Source organism: Mesorhizobium sp. M7A.F.Ca.US.005.03.2.1 (assembly GCF_003997795.1).
Taxonomy (GTDB): domain Bacteria; phylum Pseudomonadota; class Alphaproteobacteria; order Rhizobiales; family Rhizobiaceae; genus Mesorhizobium; species Mesorhizobium ciceri.
The window spans coordinates 1-17549 of the sequence record NZ_RZRP01000033.1; the positions used below are offsets into that span (position 1 = coordinate 1).

Here is a 17549-nt window from a genome sequence, read left to right on the forward strand (position 1 = left end):
CAGGAACATCACCGCGACGGGAAAGAGCGTCACCGCGATCAGCGGCGCCAGCAGCAGCCAGGCGATGATCGAACGCTTGAGCTTGCTCGTCATGCGCGTTGCTCCCGCATCGCCAGCCGCACATAGATCATGGTGAAGACCAGCAAGATGGCGAACATCACCAGCGACACCGCCGATGCTTCGCCCAGCTTGCCGATGCGGAAGGCCAGCTTGTAGAGATGGGTGACCAGGATATCGGTCGAGTTGGCCGGCCCGCCCTGCGTCATCACCCAGATGATCGGGAAGGAATTGAAGACGTAGATGGTGTTGAGCACGATGGCGATGTTGATGAACGGTTTCAGGAGCGGAAAGGTAATTTCGCGGAACTGCTGCAGCGGCGTCGCCCCTTCAAGCGCCGCCGCCTCGTAGAGATCGTCCGGGATCGACGACAGCCCGCCGAGGAAGATCGTCGTCGTGAACGGCACCGTCACCAGGATGCCGATCAGCACTTGCATCGGAAAGGCGGTTTCGGCACTCGCCAGCCACTGGATGTTGTGATCGATGAGGCCGAGGCCGATCAGCGCCGAATTGAGCATGCCGCTTTCGCCGCTCAGCGCCCAGCGCCAGACCACCGCAGTCATGGTCAGCGACACCGCCCAGGGCAGCATGATGATGACGCGGGCAATGCCGCGGCCATAGAAATCGGTGTTGAGGATCATCGCCACCGGGATCGACAAGAGAAGCGCGCCGCCGACCACCATCACCGTCCATTGGCCGGTGCGCCAAAGCGCGGCCGTGAAATCGGGATCGGCAGCGAGTGCCGCGAAATTGGCGAAGTCGTTGAAGTCACGAAGCTGGCCGAAGCGGCTGACGTCATGCGTCGAGATCTGGATCAGGTCCCAGACCGGCCAGAAGATGACCACCGCCGCCAGAAACAGGCTGGGCAAGGTCAGGAGATAGGGCAAGAAACGATTTTGCATCGGCTGGCTTTGTACCGCGTTGCGGGGAGATTGGATTTCGCTGGCTTAACAGATTGACTTGGTCCGGCCTCGTTCTTCTCAGGGCACCGCTTCAGGATTCCTTGCAACCGTCGGCGCTGCCCTCACCTGCTCGTCCGTTCTCCGCAGCAGTTGCGGAAGGGCCCCTTTCCTCTCCCCCGTCGATCGGGGGAGAGGTGTCGAGCGAAGCTCGACGGAGTGGGGGTCGACCCCTTGGGCGCAAGGCGAGGCTTGCGCCTGGTGCTCTTCCTATATCCGTTCGCGGTGGCTGCCAGGTGGTTCCCCCACTCCGTCTCGGCTTCGCCGAGCCACCTCTCCCCCCTCCGGTGGGAGAGGAAAGGAGCCTGGCTGGGCGGCGTTGACATCGACGAACTATCTTTCTGCTCGAGGCTGCAAGATGTGGCGCGCCCCGCCTGAATCTGGGGCGCGCCACGGGCGCAGGGAGATACGCCCTATTCCTTCAGCACTGCCCCTACTTCTTCAGCACCGCATTGGCCTTGGCCGCCGCGTCCTTCAGGCCTGCCTCGGGGTCGCCGCCGAGATAGATCTTCTGCATGGCGTCCGACGTGATCTGGGCGACCTCTTCCCAGCCCGGGATGACCGGCGCGAAGCGGGCGTCGGGCAGCAGAGCGGTGAACGCGGCCAGATCGGCATTGTTGACGTAGTAGTCCATCTTGGCCTCTTCCTTGTTCACCGGCAGGAAGCCTTCGCCCTGTGTGAACTTGGCACGCTGCTCCGTGGTGAACAGGAAATCGAGCAGCTTCCAGGCCTCGTCCTTGTTCTTGGAGTTCTTGAACATGATGATGGAATCGGTGACGCCATAGGTGCCGCGCGCGCCGGTCGGTCCGGCGGGAATGGCCGCAACGCCGTATTTCAGGTTCGGCGCCTCGTCCTTGATCTGGTTGGACAGGAAGGGTGCGGTGATCATCATGCCGACCTTGCCCTGCTTGAACAGGTTCTGCACGTCCTCGCGGTTGTTGGAGGTGACGCCGGGTTCGGTCAGGCCTTCGTCGATCATCGACTTGTAGAGCTTGGCGGCTTCAAGCGCGCCGGGCGTGCTCAGGCCCGAAGTGCCGTCCTTGTTGAGGATTTCCGTGCCGTAGGACCACATCGCATAATAGTAATAGACGTCGGTCTCGATCTCCTTGCCCTGCAGGCCGAAGCCGAACGTGCCCGACCCCAGAGCCTTGATCTTGCGCGCATCTTCCTGCAACTCGGTCCAGTTTGCCGGTGGCTTGGCGATGCCGGCCTTCTCGAACAGCTCCTTGTTGTAATACATGGCGCGCGCCGAGGCCGCGATCGGCAGGCCGTAGGTCTTGCCATCCATGATCGAGGGCGACAGGAAGGTGTCGATGAAGCGGTCCTTGAAGTCGGGCTTGATGTAGCCGTCGAGCGGTTCGGCGACATCCTGCTGGACGAAGTCGATCAGCCAGCGCGTGCCGATGATCGACAGATCGGCATTGGTGCCGGCGGTGATGTCGGTGGTCAGCTTCTGCAGCAGCACATCCCACGGCACCACTTCGAACTTGACCGTGATGCCGGGGTTCGCCGCCTCGAATTCCTTCTTGACGCTGTCGAAATAAGGGCCAGTCTTGGCGCTGTACTCGGCCACGGTGACCCGCACCTCGCCCGCATCCGCCTGCGCCGCAATTGCCAGCATGCTCATTCCGGCCATCAGGCCGATAGTCCATTTTGCAAGACTCATTTGAACTCTCCCATTTTGATTTTTGCGCCTGCGCGCCTCTTCGTTACCCAAGCAGAAGATTTATGTGACTTTCCTACATTATCGAGGATTTGAGGGCTTGCAAGCAGATTATTATGTTGCTTAATTACATTTTGTGGACTAGGCCTGATACGACCTGTCGGAGGTCCCGGAGGATGACGCACGGTGGTTTCGCAAACGGAACTCGAAGGCAGGGCCGAATTCGAGGGCAAGACTGTCGTTGTGACGGGTGCGGGCGGCGGCCTCGGTACGGCCATCGTGGCGCTGATGGCGCAAAGGGGCGCCAGGGTCGTAGGCTGCGACCAGTCGAGCGAGGCGTTGAAGAGCCCGCATTTTGCCGCCCGCCACGTCTTCGATCTTCTCGACAAGGCGTCGATAGCCACGGCGATCGCCGCCATCCTCGACCGGGACGGTGTGCCCGACATTCTCATCAACAATGCCGGCTGGACGCGCGCCGAGACGCTCCCCGCGCTCAACCCCGACAGGATTGAGCAGGAACTCGACCTCAACCTGACCGGCGTGATGAATTTCGCCGATCCGCTGGTCAAGGCGATGGCCAGCCGTGGCTCCGGCAGCGTCGTCTTCATCTCCTCGGTCAACGCCATCGCGCATTTCGGCAATCCCGCCTATGCCGCGGCCAAGGCCGGCATCAACGCCTATGCCAAGGCGATCGCCGTCGAGCTCGGCCGCAGCGGCCTGCGCGCCAATGTCGTCTGCCCCGGATCGATCCGCACCGCCGCCTGGGACCACCGCCTTGCCAAGGATCCCGAAATCCTCGGCAAATTGCAGCGGCTCTATCCGCTCGGCCGCATCGTCAACGCTGCGGAAGTGGCGGAAGCCGTCGCTTTCCTTGCGTCCGATCGCGCATCGGGAGTAACAGGCGTGGTGATGCCCGTGGACGCGGGACTGACCGCCGGTTGCCTGCCCTTCATCGACGACATATTGGGAGCGTGAGCATGACCGACGTCGAGTTCCGCGACCTGTCGAAATCCTTCGGGCAGCACAAGATCCTCGAGAACATCAGCCTCGATATCAAGAGCGGCGAGTTCGTCGTCCTGGTCGGCCCGTCCGGCTGCGGCAAGTCGACCTTGCTGCGCATGCTCGCCGGCCTGGAGACGATCACTTCCGGCGATCTGTTGATCGGCGGCGTGCGCGCCAACGCGCTGCCGCCGCAGCAGCGCAACATCGCCATGGTGTTCCAGTCCTATGCGCTGTTTCCGCATCTGAAGGCATCGGACAATATCGGTTTCGGCCCGAAGATACGCGGCGAGACGCGCACGGTAATCGATGAGAAGGTCAAGAAGGCATCGGGGGTCCTCAATCTCTTCTCCTATCTCGACCGCTATCCCCGCCAGCTGTCGGGCGGCCAGCGCCAGCGCGTCGCCATGGGCCGCGCCATCGTGCGCGAACCGTCTGTGTTCCTGTTTGACGAACCGCTGTCCAATCTCGACGCACAATTGCGCGTGCAGATGCGAGTCGAGATCAAGGCGCTGCACCAGCGGCTGAAGTCGACGATCGTCTACGTCACCCACGACCAGATCGAGGCTATGACCATGGCCGACCGCATCGTCGTGATGGATCGCGGCAGGATCCAGCAGGTCGGGGCGCCGCTGGAGCTCTATGACAGGCCGGCCAACAAGTTCGTCGCCTCCTTCCTCGGCTCGCCGTCGATGAGTTTCGTCTCGGGTTCGCTCAAGACGACGCTTGAGAAAACCTGGTTCGAATCGGCCGGCGGCGGGCGGCTGGCGCTTGCCGGCAAACAGGTGCCGGCGGACAGCGCGGTGGAGGCCGGCATCCGCCCCGAGCATTTTGTCATCGGCGAGGCTGTCGACGCGATGGCGATCAGGGTGGATGTCGTTGAGCCCACCGGCTCCGAAACACATGTCTATGGCGCTATCGGTGCTGATACGGTACGCGCCGTGTTCCGTGACAGGGTGCCGGTCAGGCCGGGAGACCTGCTGCCGGTCTCGGTCGATCCCGGCAACATCCATCTGTTCGACAAGGCGACGGGCCTGCCTCTATGAAAATATCAGCATGAAGACGCCGGCCGACATCATCACGCGCCTGCAGCTGATGTCGCAGGACGGAACGAAGTCGGATCGCAAGCTGGCCGGCTTCGTGCTGGCAGACCTCGACTTCGTTTCCAAGGCGGCGATTTCGGAAATTGCCGCGCGCGTCGGTGTCAGCGAGCCGACGGTGACGCGGTTCTGCCGCAACCTCGGCTGCGAGGGCCTGCGCGACTTCAAATTCTATCTGGCGCAAGCCATCGCCATCGGCGGCCAGTATCTGTCGCCGGAGCCGTTGAGCCGCGATGCCCGCGAACAGCGCATCGCTTCCGCCATCACCGAAGCGGCGATATCGGCCATCCAGCGCGCCAGCGAAAACCTCGACATGACGACGCTGGTCGCCGTCGCCGCACGCATCGCGGTTTCCGGCAATGTGCTGTGCATCGGCTCCGGTGGCATTTCGTCGATGATGGCGACCGAAATGCAGAACCGGCTGTTCAGGCTTGGCGTGTCCGTGCTGGCGCAAATCGACGGACAGTTGCAACGCATGTACGCTGCCGTCGCCACCCCCGACACCACGCTGATCGCCTTCTCCGTCTCCGGCTATGCACGATCGGTCATCGATGCGGTGCAGGTCGCCCAGCAATATGGCGCCACCACGATCGCCATCACCCCGCCGGACTCCGCGCTCGCCAAGGTCGCCGACACGGTCATCCATTTCCAGTCGCTGGAAGACGGCAATATCTACAAGCCGACATCGTCGCGCTATGCGCTGCTGTCGATCGTCGACATGATCGTCACCTCGGTCGCCGAGACGCGCGGACCAAGGGTTCTGGAAAATCTGCGCCGCATCAAGCAGAGCGTCAACACGTTGAAAGTTGACGATCCGCGTTTGCCGCTGGGGGATTGACCCTCCGGCAAGGACATCAGGCCTGATGGCCGAGCGCCTCGATGCTTTTCGCCAACGTCTCCGGATCGCCTTCAATGCGCACGGTCTTCAGCCGCGCCGTGCCGCCGGCGACAACCGAGACGGCGGACCCCGGCACGCCAATCGCCTTGGCAATCAGCTTTTCGAGCGCATGATTGGCGGCGCCGTTTTCCGGCACGGCGCTGACGCGCGCTTTCAGATGGCTTCGCTCGTCCGCCGTGGTCTCGATGCCTTCGAGCCTGTCCAGCGCAGCCTTCGGCGTCAGCCGGACAAACAGCTCGACGCCATCATCGCGCAGGCGAAACGGCGCGCTCATACGATCATCGGCCTCACAGGACCAGAGGCGCCACACTGGTCAATATGAACTGCCGCAGGAAGAACAGGATCAAAAGCAGGATGATCGGCGAGATGTCGATGCCGCCAAGGTCCGGCATGAAACGGCGGATCGGCCGCAACGCCGGTTCGGTCAGCCGATAGAGCATGTTGCCGATGGAACCGACGAACTGATTGCGCGAGTTGACGACGTTGAAGGCGTAAAGCCAGGAAAAGATCGCCGATGCGATGATGATCCACCAGTAGAGGTCGAGCGCCATGACGATTGTCTGAATGAGGGCGAGCATGCCGGTCTCCAATTGTTGCCGACATGTAGCCATTGCACGCGAAACCGGCAAGGGCCGCCTGCCACGGTGCGCCGGTACGGCTGCCAGGCCACTGGATTTCGGCAAACCTCCGCCTTGACAGGAAACCGCGGCGCCCGATAAATGCGCCCATCCGCTGGACGGGGCTGTAGCTCAGCTGGGAGAGCGCGTCGTTCGCAATGACGAGGTCAGGAGTTCGATCCTCCTCAGCTCCACCAGCGGATTAATTCCTCGCTCTCCGCGCCATATGCAGTCCGCGACGCTCGTCCGGGCTGGCCTCCACGGCTGGCATTTGCCGTGCCGGCGCGCCTAAAAGGCCGCGCGCCGCGCCGCCTGTTTTCGCAATCTCCGGCAAGACTTTTGTCAATTGGACTTATGGCGGAAGCGCTCGTCGATTGTTTCCGTTTTTTTTGCAAACCGCCCCACTAAATTGACGTTACCAAATCAGTTTTTTCTGTGCGTTGTGGCCAAGGCGTTTCGGCGGGGGCGACCGGAGACGCTATATGGATTTCGAGTCGAAATGAAAAATCCGCCTGCGGAAGCAAAGACGTGTCAATTCGCGAGAATCTCGCTGCAAACCTTAGACGGCTGTGCAAGGACCATGCCTCCGTAAGCGCGGTATGCCGTGAGCTGCACATCAATCGCACCCAGTTCGAACGCTACCTGCAAGGGCAGACCGTTCCCAACAAGGCCACAGCCAAGCTGATATGCGACTACTTTCGCATCGACGAGGCGGAACTGTACCAGGATCCCGGCACACCCGAGCCAGTGATGCGCGGCCTGCCGCCGGTGTCCGAGAGCCTGTTCAACCAGATGATCCGCCCTCCCAGCCCTTCGATCGCGGGCGGCACCTATTTCACCTATTTCTCGATCCCGGGCCGCCTCGACCTCCTGGTGCGCTCGGTGACCTTCGTGCGGCGCGAAGCCGAATTGGTCACCTTTCGACGGGTCACCGGGTGGTCGGAGCGCCGGGGATCGACCTGGGCACGAGCGCGCGGCAATCACTATGGCGTGGCGATCTCGCGGCTGAACTGGATTTATTTCAGCGGCATCAATCGCCGCCAGACCGGAGAGCCGTCGCTGATCTCCGTGCAATGGGCTCCCATCTCCGAACCGGTGCTGATGGGCAAGGCCATGCTTCTGACGGAGGCCGGCCCGGCATTCGTGTCCGTCATCATGCGGCGCGACATTGCCAACATCCACGCAAGGGATGCCATCAGCATGGCGCATGTCATCAGTCTCGACGATCCGGGCGTCGACCAACTGGTTGTCAGCCTCACCCGGGACGGGTTGGGCTAATCCCTCGGATCGCCGTGTCTTACGCCAATTAAGAATAAGCGTACGCCGATAAAGCGTACGCCAACGATTGTCTACTCTGTATCTGAATAAAATCGATATTTTACACTTTGGTACCAAGAAAGATAATCCACGCATCCGCCTTCGACTCGTGGTTTTACTATAATTTTAACAAACCATTAACTCTTCCGACCTTACCTTTCTTCGCGCGGATCCCGTTCCGGGGGTCCTTCAACGGATCCCAGATTGGGGTCAGGAAAGGGATAAAAATGGCCAAGAAAGTGACCAATACTCCGAAGCTGACGATTGCCGCCGGCACGCAGACCGTCTTCTTTTCGCAGGGCATGCACTACAACAAGCGCTGAAGCCGTTCTGCGCCGACGAGCGGTTCGCTTGTCGGCGCTTCGGCTCCGCAGATGGCATCCAGCTTCATGAAAATGCGCTCTTCGAAAACGCTTGTTTTCTACCCTGGCCCGAACAAGGTCACGGCATGCAACTTCCTGACCAGAAGCGTATTTGAATGCAGCCCTGATATGGTCGGCCTTCTCGCATCGTGGGACAAATGGGCATCGACGGCGGACATTGCCCGCGCCCATGGCTGGTCGAAGTCCGAGCTGAAAGCTGTCGTTCCCCGGTTGCTCGATTTTTCCGCCCTGGTCACCGCCGGATCGCCTCTCGCCGAGCAGGAGGAACAGTTTTCAGGACAATGGAGTTGGGGGCTTCCGACGGCGCTGATGCATTTCTGCGTCCAGGACAGCGAATACATGACCATCGAGCAAGCGGAAGAGCGGCAGATGGAACGCGCCGGCCATACGCCGCAGCCGGACCTCCTGCTCAAGAATTCCGCCGGCGCCATCCAGCTGCCGAATGCACTGGAAGACAACGAACTTCTTGGCTTGATGGCGCGGCGCCGCACCAACCGCACGGCGGCTCAGCCCACCATCACGGCCAAACAGCTTTCCGATTGCCTGTTCGCAGGGCTCGGCATCATCGGTGAGACCGCCAATTGCGTCGGCACCCTGCCGCTTGGCATGACCCCTTCCGGCGGCGCGCGAAATCCCTATGAGGCCTATGTGGTCGCGCTCGGCGTCGATGGCCTCGAACCCGGTGTCTATCACTATTCCGCCGCCGACCACGACCTTGGCAGGATTTCCGCGAACCATCTGCCGAAGATCTCCGAACTGGTCGGCGGACAGGAGTGGGCTGACGCCATGCCGTGCCTGATCCTGCTTTGCGCCAGGCTCGACCGCACGATGTGGAAATATGAGGACGCCAACGCCTATCGTGTCGTGCTGATCGAGGCCGGCCATATCGGCCAGAACATCATGCTGGCGGCGACCAATCATGGCCTGTCGGCCTGCCCGACAGCCGCGCTCAGTCATTCCGCGATCAAGCGGCTGCTTGGTCTCGACAGCCTCACCGACGCACCGATCTATGCCTTGACCCTCTCGACCCCGGAAAGAGATCCCTCCACCGCGGGCCAATCCATCAATTAGTCGACCAACAATGTGTATTCGGCCAGTAACGCGTTCCCAGGGTATAACCAGAGACAGGAGCAGCACGTGCCAAATCAATCCTTACGCCAGTCGGAAATCGATAGTCTTCAATATATTTCGTCGATGACCAATGAGCTCGTGCAAATGGCCGAAGCAAGCCGTTTTCCGATGATCTCCTATCTGCTGGGCATGGCCTATGCAGAGGCCTTCGACGTTCTTCGCGGCGCACGGCCAGCCAGGCACGCGCAGCTCAGCGGCAACCCGCTGCACCCCAAGGCGCAGGCAAAAGACAATCGCGCCGCCCAGCCACGGAGAGCCTAACGAGATGCAATCGTCAGCATGCGCGGTGGCCGGCTCGACCTCGCGGCCAAACCGCTGGGAGACGCTGTGCGCATTGCAAAGCCTGCTGCCGCTGCTGAAGAAAGCCGCGACGGACCTGCACCGCGCCGACATGGTCTACTGGTTCGAGCAGGCAGATGCCGAGGTCGCCAACATCATCAGGGGCCATCCCTCCGATGCAACCGCCATCCCGGCCCTGATTGCATCCTGCCCGCAGGACCGGCATCCGGTCGCGCTAGCTTGATGCATGTCGCCCGCCAAAACGCCACGCGCTCATTGGCGCCGCTGAAAATGCTCTGCTCACCAGTTTTTCAATTTCAGACCGGAACCTATTGCGCGTCTGGAATGCCAAGGGGACCTGCACATGAACATGATAGCCAACATCAGAAGCGTCGATGCCAGGGAAAGCATTTTCAGCCGGCTCGACGTCTTGATCGTCAGGCGGCCGCCATCGCCTGTCGCCGCGCAGATCGAGGCCCGCCAACTCGTCTCGATGGCGATTGCCGACAGCTGCCAGGCCGACAGTCTCTGGGGTACAGTGGACGCCTTCCACGCCCATTTCGACTTCATGATGCAGACCATCGAAATCAACGGAGCCGATGACCCGAGCCTCGGGCTGTTGCGCACGAAATGCCGTTTCTATCTCGAACAGGTCGAGGCCCTGAGCCTGTCGCTGGCCTACTGACAGGCCGCTTAGACCAAATTCGGTCCTAGTTGCGCAGGCTGAACACGAACGGCGCTGTACGGCTCAGACGCGAACCGAGTTCCGGCGGCGGTGCCGGCACCGTGGCGCCTTGCAGCACGGCGAGCGCCGCACGGTCCAGATCCGCATCCCCGGAGGAACGAGAGAGCCTGGCAGACAGGACCCGGCCGGACGAGTCGACCGTGAAGGCGACATACGGCCTGCCTTCCACGCCTCGGGCCTTGGCAGAACTGGGATAGCGCGTGTGCCGCTTGATCCAGGCACCCAGACGGGAGTCCCATTTGCTGGAGTCGCCGGAGCGCGACGTCGATTCCGCTGCTTTCGGCGCGGCGGTCCTGGCCGCGGGCCGTGCGTCGGCGCTGGCGACGGTTGCCGTCTTCGGCGGAGCCGCCTTCTCCTTCTTAAGCCGCGGCTTGGGCTTCTCGACAGGTTTTTTCGCCTTGGCCTCGACCGGTTTCTTGTCTTTGACAATTTCGACCGGTTTCGGCTGCGGCAAGGGAATGACGACGTCTGGCGTGACAGCCTCGACAACATCCGGGATGACCTCATCCGGCGGCGGCTGATCGGCCTCTTCAGTCGTTTCGGTCCGGTTGGGTTCGGCCTCGTCGGGCGCGACCGCTTCCGGCGGCTCGACAACCGGCTCCGCCTTTTCGACCGGTTCTTCAGGTGTCGGCTCGGTCGTCGGTGTCGGTTCGGTCTGATCTGGCGTCACCGCGTCCAGCGCGGCGACCTGTTCTTGTACGGCCGGCATCACCACCATCGGCGCCATCTCGATCACCTGGGCCGGTGGCGGACCGCCGTCCGCTTCGGTGACCATGGTGAGATTCTGCACTGCATAGGCGACCGCGACATGGGCTCCGAGGACCAGCGCGGCAGCACCGGCCCACAAGCCAAGGTCGCGCCAGCCGAAGCGCGACATCTGGACCGAGGGCACGGCGACCGCTTGCGTCATGGCGCCGCCGCACCGGTGGCTGTGGGCGCGGGGGCATTGGACGCGGGAGCCGTCTCCAGGCCGACCAGCGCGATCTTCAGATAGCCGGCGCCGCGCAACAGGTTCATCGTCTCCATCAGGTCGCCATAGGCGACCGCCTTGTCGGCGCGCAGGAAGATGCGCGTCTGCTTGTCGCCCTTGGTCTTGGCGTCCAGCGTCGCGGCGAAAGCCGGGCGTGGCACGCCGTCATTGCCGATCGCCAGCGTCAGATCGTCCTTCAGCGTCAGGAACAGCGGTGTCTCGGGCCTCGGCGCGGGCGTTGCGGTCGAACCCGGCAGGTCGACATTGACATCCACCGTGGCCAGCGGTGCCGCGACCATGAAGATAATCAACAGCACCAGGATGACATCGATGAACGGGGTGACGTTGATCTCGTGGCTTTCCTCGAGATCGTCATCCATGGTCTGTCGGATTCTGCTTCCCATGGCGCTACTCCGCTGCCAGTGGCGCGGCCGGCGCGACGGTGCGGAAGTCGAGGTCGCGGCTGACCAGTCGTTCGACCCCTGCCGAGGCATCGGCGAGGATCTGCCGATAGCCGGCTATCGAGCGGGCGAAGACGTTATAGATGACGACGGCCGGTATGGCCGCGACCAGGCCCATCGCGGTGGCCAGCAGCGCTTCGGCGATGCCCGGCGCGACCACGGCGAGATTGGTGGTCTGCGCCTGCGAGATGCCGATGAAGGCGTTCATGATGCCCCAGACCGTGCCGAACAGGCCGACGAAGGGCGCGGTCGAGCCGATCGTCGCCAGCACGCCGGTGCCGCGTGACATGCGCCGCGCCGCCGCCGCCTCGATGCGCGACAGGCGCGACGTAACCCGTTCCTTGAGGCCATCGCCTGAGACATGATCGAGGGCGCCGGCTGAGAGTGCGGTCTCCTCCTCGGCCGCCCGCACCAGCAGCGCGCCCGGGCCGCCGCTGCGGTCGAGGGTACTGCTGGCCTGCTTCAGCGTGGCGGCCTTGCCGATCGCCCGCACGGCGCGACGGATGCGCAGCTTGCCGCCGAAAAGCTCCAGCGACTTGGCCAGCCATATCGTCCAGGTGACGAGGGAGGCAAAGGCCAGCCCGATCATCACCGCCTTGACGACGATATCGGCCGCCATGAACATGCCCCATGGCGACAGGTCATGCGGCAAGGTCAATTCCATCGCCGTCGAAGGTCCGGCCTCGGCTGGCGCGGCCGTGTTCGGCTGGGTGCCCGGCTGCGAAGGCGCCATCGTGGCCGGCGGAGCGACTGCCGGTGCGGCGGGCGCCGGCGCAATCGGCGCTGGGGCCGTGGGAGCAGCCGGGGTGGGGGCATCAATCGCCGGCGCGGCACCGGCGGGTTGCTCCTGGGCCATCGCGCTGCCGGCCGACAGGATGACGGATGCGACCAACGCCGCCAACAAACCACTTCTCGACAACAGCTTCTTCCTTGTTCTCACAGCGGCCAGCCGCCTTCTATTTCCCGCCGCCGCACCAGATCTCGTCACTGCACATAGCCGACGGGCTGGCCGGTGACGGGGTGCGCGAACACGCCCATCTCCACGCCGAAAATGCCTTTCAGAACATCGCTGCGCATGATCTCGCCGGGTGTGCCGCGCGTCAGCAGCTTGCCGTCCTTGAGCGCGATCAGTTCGTCGCAGTAGCGCGCCGCCATGTTGGGATCGTGCAGCACGACGACGACACATAGGTCGCGTTTGCGGCTGAGTTCCTTGACCAGCCCGAGCACCTCGACCTGATGGGCGATGTCGAGTGCCGAGATCGGCTCGTCGAGCAGCATGACGCCGGCGTTCTGCGCCACCAGCATGGCGAGCCAGGCGCGCTGGCGCTCGCCGCCCGACAATTCGTCCACCAGCCGGTCGGCAAAACCTTCCATGTCGGTCAGGGCCAGCGCCTCCTCGACATGCTGCCTGTCCTGCGCGCGGAAACGGCCAAGCGCGCCGTGCCAGGGATAGCGTCCCAACGTCGCCAGTTCGCGCACGGTCAGGCCGGTCGCCGCCGGCGTCGTCTGCGGCAGATAGGCAAGCGCGCGGGCAAATTCGCGGGCGCCCCATTGCGGCAGCGGACGCTTGGCGAAAGTGATGGCGCCTGAACTCGCCGGCTGCTGGCGCGCCATGAGCTTGATCAGCGTCGACTTGCCCGAACCATTGTGGCCGATCAGCCCATAGACGCGCGAGCGCTCCAGTTCGAGCGAGACCGGACCGAGCAGCGTCCGCTCGCCGCCGGCAAAGCGCACCGCGTCGATATGGAAGGCAGTCTGGGCATCAATTCCAGCCATGCTCATGGCTTTTCTCCAGTGCGGCCGCCCGCATTTCCAGATTCCGGCTTTCGACGGCTCATGCCCGGTTGACTATGAAACATGACCTTACTAGTCAACATTGAAGATGACTGCAACGATCAACAAATCGTCGCGACCGGCAATATCGACATGAAATTTGGAAAAGGGGGCGCAGGATGATCTCGGGACGTGGACTGATTTGGCAGGACCGGATGGCGCGAAAGCGCCTGCTGATCGCAGCGGTGTCGGTGCCGGCCCTGCTTGGCTGCGGCCATGCACTGGCCCAGGAGACGGTCACCACCACCCTGGACCCGATCAACGTCCAGGAACGTGTCGAAAGCGCCTTCGGGCCGGTCAAGGGCTACGTGGCCACCAAGGGCTCCACCGGCACCAAGACCGACACGCCGCTGATCGAGACGCCCCAGTCGATATCGGTGATCACCAAGGACCAGATGGAAGCACAGGCGATCGACAACCTCGGCGGCGTTCTGCGCTACACGCCCGGCGCCACCGGCGATCTCTACGGCACCGACAATCGCGGCCTCGGCCTGCAGTTGCGCGGCATTTCGAACGCCAACGGCGTCTTCTACAGGGACGGGCTGCAGCTTAAGGAGAGCAATTTCACCCTGTTCACCGCACTCGATTCCTATGGCGCGGAACGCTACGAGGTGCTGCGCGGACCAGCGTCGGTGCTCTACGGCCAGGCTAGCCCCGGCGGCATCATCAACTATGTCAGCAAGCGGCCGACCGAGGAAAACCTGCGCGAGATCGAACTCGGTGGCGGCAGCTTCAATCGCTATGAAGGCAAGTTCGATTTCAGCGGTGCCGTGAACGCCGACAAGTCGCTGCTGTTTCGCCTCACCGGTGCCGCTCACATGGGCGACACGCAGACCGATTTCGTCAAGGACGATCGCATCTTCATCGCGCCGGCGATCACCTGGCAGCCCGATGCCGACACCAGCCTGACCATCCTCGCCAACTATCAGCGCGACCGCTCGGGATGGGCGATGCAGTACCTGCCTGCCTACGGCACGGTCATACCGGGCAAGGACGGCAAGTACCTGCCGAACAGCATGTTCGTCGGCGAACCCGGCTTCGATTCCTACGACACCGACCAGGCCTCGATCGGCTACGAATTCGATCACCGTTTCAACGAAACCTGGCAGGTGCGACAGCATGCCCGCTACGTCCACCTCACTCACACCGAGGAGGGCGTCTTTGGTGGCGGACTGACGGACTCGAACGGCCTGGAACCTTCAAGCGGCGACTACTACCGTTACGCAGATGCCGGCGGCACCAAACTCAGCGGCGTCACCATCGACAACCAGGCACAAGCCGATTTCGGCACCGGGCCGCTTGCCCACACGCTGCTCGTCGGCCTCGACTACAAACGCTACACTTACCGCGACTATGCCTCGGAAGGGACCGTCGAGGACGGTTTCAACATCTTCGATCCGGTTTACGGGTACCCGATCACCGATCTGACGCCCTACACCGATACCGACACCACCCAGCAGCAGGTCGGTCTCTATGCCCAGGACCAGGTCAAGTTCGGCAACTGGCGGCTGACCCTTGGCGGCCGCCAGGATTGGTCGGACGCCAAGGTCTACGACAATCTGGCCGGCGGCTACATTCCCGAGCAGAAGGACAACGCCTTCACCAGCCGGGCGGGGCTCGTCTATCTCGCCGACAACGGGCTTGCGCCCTATGTCAGCTACTCCGAATCGTTCCAGCCGGTGGCCGGCGCCGACAGCGACGGCAATCTGTTCGTGCCCGAGACCGGCAGGCAGTACGAGATCGGGCTGAAGTACCAGCCGACCGGCTGGAATTCCTTCATTACGGCATCGGTTTTCGACCTGACCCGACAGAATGTCGTGCGTTCCGGTAATGAGGGCTCGCCCAACGATCTGTTCCAGACCGGTGAGATCCGTTCGCGCGGCGTGGAACTCGAGGCCGTTGCCAGCCTCGATTCCGGCTTCGACCTGAGAGCGGCCTACACCTATCTCGACACGAAGATCACCAGGGCGACCGCTGTCGAAGACGTCAACGGCGTCTGGGTCAGCAACGAGGGCAACACGCCCTTCGGCGTGCCGGCCCATTCCGCATCGCTTTGGGCCAATTACACCTTCATGAGCGGCAAGCTCGAAGGTCTCGGCCTGGGCGCCGGTGTCCGTTATGTCGGCTCGACCTATGGCGACGACGCCAACAGCTTCAAGGTTCCGTCGGTCGTGCTCGCCGACGCGGCGGTGCATTACGCCTGGCAGAACGCCACGCTCAGCCTCAATGCCAGCAATCTGTTCGACAAACGCTACGTCGCCTCCTGCTTCTCCTCGGGCTTCGGCTGCTTCTACGGCGAGGGCCGCAGGATCAACGGTTCGGTGAAATACACATGGTAGAAGCAATGTGGCGGGCCGGCCCAAAATGGCGGCGCTGACACGGCGCCAGTACCTTGCCGGCCTCGCCGCGACCGGTCTCGCTTTGCCGGGCGGCACGGCACGCGCGGCACCTGCCCGCGTCGTCTGCCTGGAATGGACATCGGCCGAACTGGTGGTCTCGCTCGGCCTGTCGCCGCTCGCCGTCGGCGACACCAGGGGTTATGGCGACTGGGTCCAGGGCCCGGCGCTGCCGCAGGCCACCATCGACCTGGGGTCGCGCAGCGAGCCCAATCTCGAACTGCTTCGGGAATTGCGGCCCGACCTGATCGTCGGCGCCTATGGCTATGGCTTGGACGAGAACAGCTTCACCAGATTGGCGCCGACCTTCAATGTGCCGTTCTACAGCGGCAAGGCTCCACCTTACGCGCAGGCGCAGCAGGTGACGCTGCAGCTTGGCAACATGCTTGGCCGTGGGACGGAAGCAGAAAACCTTGTCGGGCGCATCGAAGCCTCTATCGCCCAAGCGCGTGCCAGGCTGGAGCGGGCGGTGCAAAAACCGGTCTGCGTCGTCAGCATGTTCGACGATCGCCATGTCCGCGTCTACGGCGCCGGCAGCCTGCTGCAGGACGTCCTCGACCGACTCGGCCTCGTCAACGCCTGGACCGGCGCCACCAATGAATGGGGTTTTTCGACGGTCGGCATCGAGGAACTGGTCGCCGTCGGCGAGGCGCAACTGATCTCGCTCGATCCGATCCCGCCGCACGTCAGGATCAGGATCGCCCGCAACTCGCTCTGGGCCAACCTGCCCTGCGTCCGGAACGGCCAGGTGCGGACCATTCCGCCGGTCTGGCCGTTCGGCGGTCTCACTGCCGCCGGGCGTTTCGCCGAATTCATGGCAGCGGCATGATCGCTCAGGCAATGTCCCTGCCGCGACAGCGCGACGGCATCGGCGCGCTCATCCTGCTGGTTGCCGTGCCCGCGGGTCTGGCGCTGATGCTGACCGTCTTCGATCTCATCCATGTTCTGCCGACGCACCTGTGGTGGCAGGCGCTCACCGCCCCCGACACATCCGATCCAGTGCAGTTGCTGTATCGCTATGCTTTCCTGCCACGTGTCGCCGTCAGCGTGCTGGCCGGCGCGGCGCTCGGTCTCGCCGGTGTGGTCATGCAGCATGTGCTGCGCAACCCGCTGGCCGAGCCGACCACGATCGGCACCAATGCCGGAGCAAGCCTCGCTTTGGCGGCCGCCACCCTCTACGCACCATGGCTGCTGGAAGGCGGCCGTGAAGGGGTGGCGCTGGCTGGCGGCGCTCTCGCCACATCAGCCGTTTTCGCACTGGCGCGCGGGCGCAGCTTTTCGCCAGTGTCGATCATCATCGCCGGCCTCGTCGTCAGCCTCACTTTCGGTTCGGCCGGCGCGCTGCTGATGGCGCTCAACCGCGAATACACCGAGGAGCTGTTCATCTGGCAGAGCGGCTCGCTGGTGCAGAATGGCGATGCGGCCGTCGTTGCTCTGGCGCCGTGGCTGCTGGCCGGCATCTGCGCCGCGTTCCTGCTCTGGCGACCGCTACGCCTGCTCGATCTCAGCGACGACGGCGCGGCATCGCTCGGCACCCGCCCGGCCGTCATCCGCCTTGCCGGCATGGCTGTCGCCGTCTCGCTTGGCGCGTTGGTCGTCGCCGAGGTCGGCGTCATCGGGTTCGTGGCGCTCGCTGCCCCGGCGCTGGCGCGGCTGGCCGGAGCGCGCACGCTTGGCCGCCGCCTGGTCTGGTCGCCGCTGGTCGGCGGCGCCCTGCTCTGGCTCACCGACCGTCTGGTGC

General features: G+C 63.4%; 19 protein-coding genes, 1 tRNA gene and 1 pseudogene. 12 read left to right on the forward strand and 9 right to left on the reverse strand.

Annotated features, from left to right (window positions below):
* The 3 genes and pseudogenes from EN991_RS40700 to EN991_RS03535 form a co-directional block, all read right to left on the reverse strand.
* Positions 1-93: pseudogene (locus tag EN991_RS40700) on the reverse strand (carbohydrate ABC transporter permease); the annotation flags it as partial.
* The gene (locus tag EN991_RS03530) at positions 90-959 is read right to left on the reverse strand and encodes a sugar ABC transporter permease (RefSeq protein WP_024504714.1); all 870 of its coding nucleotides are present in this window, start codon (positions 957-959) and stop codon (positions 90-92) included. The pseudogene EN991_RS40700 and the gene EN991_RS03530, both read right to left, overlap by 4 nt.
* Positions 960-1449: 490 nt before the next feature.
* Positions 1450-2682 carry a sugar ABC transporter substrate-binding protein gene (locus EN991_RS03535; RefSeq protein WP_127368162.1) on the reverse strand — a complete coding sequence of 411 codons (1233 nt, stop codon included), beginning with the start codon at positions 2680-2682 and terminating at the stop codon, positions 1450-1452.
* Positions 2683-2865: 183 nt separating this feature from the next.
* Here EN991_RS03535 and EN991_RS03540 point away from each other — a divergent pair, with 183 nt between their 5' ends.
* The 3 genes from EN991_RS03540 to EN991_RS03550 are packed head-to-tail and all read left to right on the forward strand — an operon-like array spanning position 2866 to position 5616.
* Complete coding sequence (locus EN991_RS03540; protein WP_013528981.1) at positions 2866-3654, forward strand: SDR family oxidoreductase; 789 nt, start codon at positions 2866-2868, stop codon at positions 3652-3654.
* A 2-nt stretch (positions 3655-3656) separates the two neighbouring features.
* Entirely contained in the window at positions 3657-4724 is a 1068-nt protein-coding gene (gene ugpC, locus EN991_RS03545; RefSeq protein ID WP_013528980.1) for a sn-glycerol-3-phosphate ABC transporter ATP-binding protein UgpC, read from the forward strand.
* 10 nt (positions 4725-4734) lie between these two features.
* Positions 4735-5616, forward strand: a complete 882-nt coding sequence (locus EN991_RS03550) for a MurR/RpiR family transcriptional regulator (RefSeq protein ID WP_013528979.1) — start codon at positions 4735-4737, stop codon at positions 5614-5616.
* A gap of 16 nt (positions 5617-5632) precedes the next feature.
* Here EN991_RS03550 and EN991_RS03555 read toward each other — a convergent pair whose 3' ends face one another.
* Both EN991_RS03555 and EN991_RS03560 read right to left on the reverse strand, forming a co-directional pair.
* Positions 5633-5950, reverse strand: coding sequence for a DUF167 family protein (locus EN991_RS03555; protein WP_127368163.1), 318 nt, complete (start codon positions 5948-5950; stop codon positions 5633-5635).
* A gap of 13 nt (positions 5951-5963) precedes the next feature.
* Positions 5964-6254, reverse strand: a complete 291-nt coding sequence (locus EN991_RS03560; protein ID WP_013528977.1) for a YggT family protein — start codon at positions 6252-6254, stop codon at positions 5964-5966.
* A gap of 160 nt (positions 6255-6414) precedes the next feature.
* On the opposite strand from EN991_RS03560, the gene EN991_RS03565 reads away from it, so the two are divergent.
* From EN991_RS03565 to EN991_RS03595, 6 genes are all read left to right on the forward strand, one after another.
* Positions 6415-6490: transfer RNA gene (locus EN991_RS03565), tRNA-Ala, on the forward strand.
* A 331-nt stretch (positions 6491-6821) separates the two neighbouring features.
* Positions 6822-7571, forward strand: a complete 750-nt coding sequence (locus tag EN991_RS03570; protein WP_013528976.1) for a helix-turn-helix transcriptional regulator — start codon at positions 6822-6824, stop codon at positions 7569-7571.
* A 530-nt stretch (positions 7572-8101) separates the two neighbouring features.
* Entirely contained in the window at positions 8102-9064 is a 963-nt protein-coding gene (locus tag EN991_RS03580) for a SagB/ThcOx family dehydrogenase (RefSeq protein ID WP_224674654.1), read from the forward strand.
* A gap of 144 nt (positions 9065-9208) precedes the next feature.
* Positions 9209-9385, forward strand: coding sequence for a hypothetical protein (locus EN991_RS03585; RefSeq protein WP_224700463.1), 177 nt, complete (start codon positions 9209-9211; stop codon positions 9383-9385).
* 4 nt (positions 9386-9389) lie between these two features.
* Positions 9390-9647: a hypothetical protein gene (locus tag EN991_RS03590; protein WP_127368165.1), complete on the forward strand. Its 258-nt coding sequence runs from the start codon at positions 9390-9392 to the stop codon at positions 9645-9647.
* Positions 9648-9767: 120 nt separating this feature from the next.
* The gene (locus EN991_RS03595) at positions 9768-10088 is read left to right on the forward strand and encodes a hypothetical protein (protein ID WP_127368166.1); all 321 of its coding nucleotides are present in this window, start codon (positions 9768-9770) and stop codon (positions 10086-10088) included.
* A gap of 25 nt (positions 10089-10113) precedes the next feature.
* On the opposite strand, the gene EN991_RS03600 is transcribed toward EN991_RS03595, so the two are convergent.
* From EN991_RS03600 to EN991_RS03615, 4 genes are all read right to left on the reverse strand, one after another.
* The gene (locus tag EN991_RS03600; RefSeq protein ID WP_127368167.1) at positions 10114-11058 is read right to left on the reverse strand and encodes an energy transducer TonB; all 945 of its coding nucleotides are present in this window, start codon (positions 11056-11058) and stop codon (positions 10114-10116) included.
* Positions 11055-11522, reverse strand: coding sequence for a TonB system transport protein ExbD (exbD, locus tag EN991_RS03605; RefSeq protein ID WP_127368168.1), 468 nt, complete (start codon positions 11520-11522; stop codon positions 11055-11057). Before exbD ends, EN991_RS03600 begins: the two co-directional genes overlap by 4 nt.
* Before the next feature lie 4 nt (positions 11523-11526).
* Positions 11527-12498: a tonB-system energizer ExbB gene (gene exbB / locus EN991_RS03610; RefSeq protein ID WP_063173314.1), complete on the reverse strand. Its 972-nt coding sequence runs from the start codon at positions 12496-12498 to the stop codon at positions 11527-11529.
* 65 nt (positions 12499-12563) lie between these two features.
* On the reverse strand, positions 12564-13355 hold the full coding sequence (locus EN991_RS03615) for an ATP-binding cassette domain-containing protein (RefSeq protein ID WP_164768849.1): 792 nt from the start codon (positions 13353-13355) through the stop codon (positions 12564-12566).
* A 212-nt stretch (positions 13356-13567) separates the two neighbouring features.
* Between EN991_RS03615 and EN991_RS03620 the strand changes: the two genes are divergently transcribed.
* From EN991_RS03620 to EN991_RS03630, 3 genes are all read left to right on the forward strand, one after another.
* Entirely contained in the window at positions 13568-15751 is a 2184-nt protein-coding gene (locus EN991_RS03620; protein ID WP_245460888.1) for a TonB-dependent siderophore receptor, read from the forward strand.
* 25 nt (positions 15752-15776) lie between these two features.
* Entirely contained in the window at positions 15777-16637 is an 861-nt protein-coding gene (locus EN991_RS03625; protein WP_127368171.1) for an ABC transporter substrate-binding protein, read from the forward strand.
* On the forward strand, positions 16634-17549 hold a 916-nt coding region (locus EN991_RS03630), incomplete at its 3' end, for an iron chelate uptake ABC transporter family permease subunit (protein ID WP_164768847.1). The genes EN991_RS03625 and EN991_RS03630, both read left to right, overlap by 4 nt.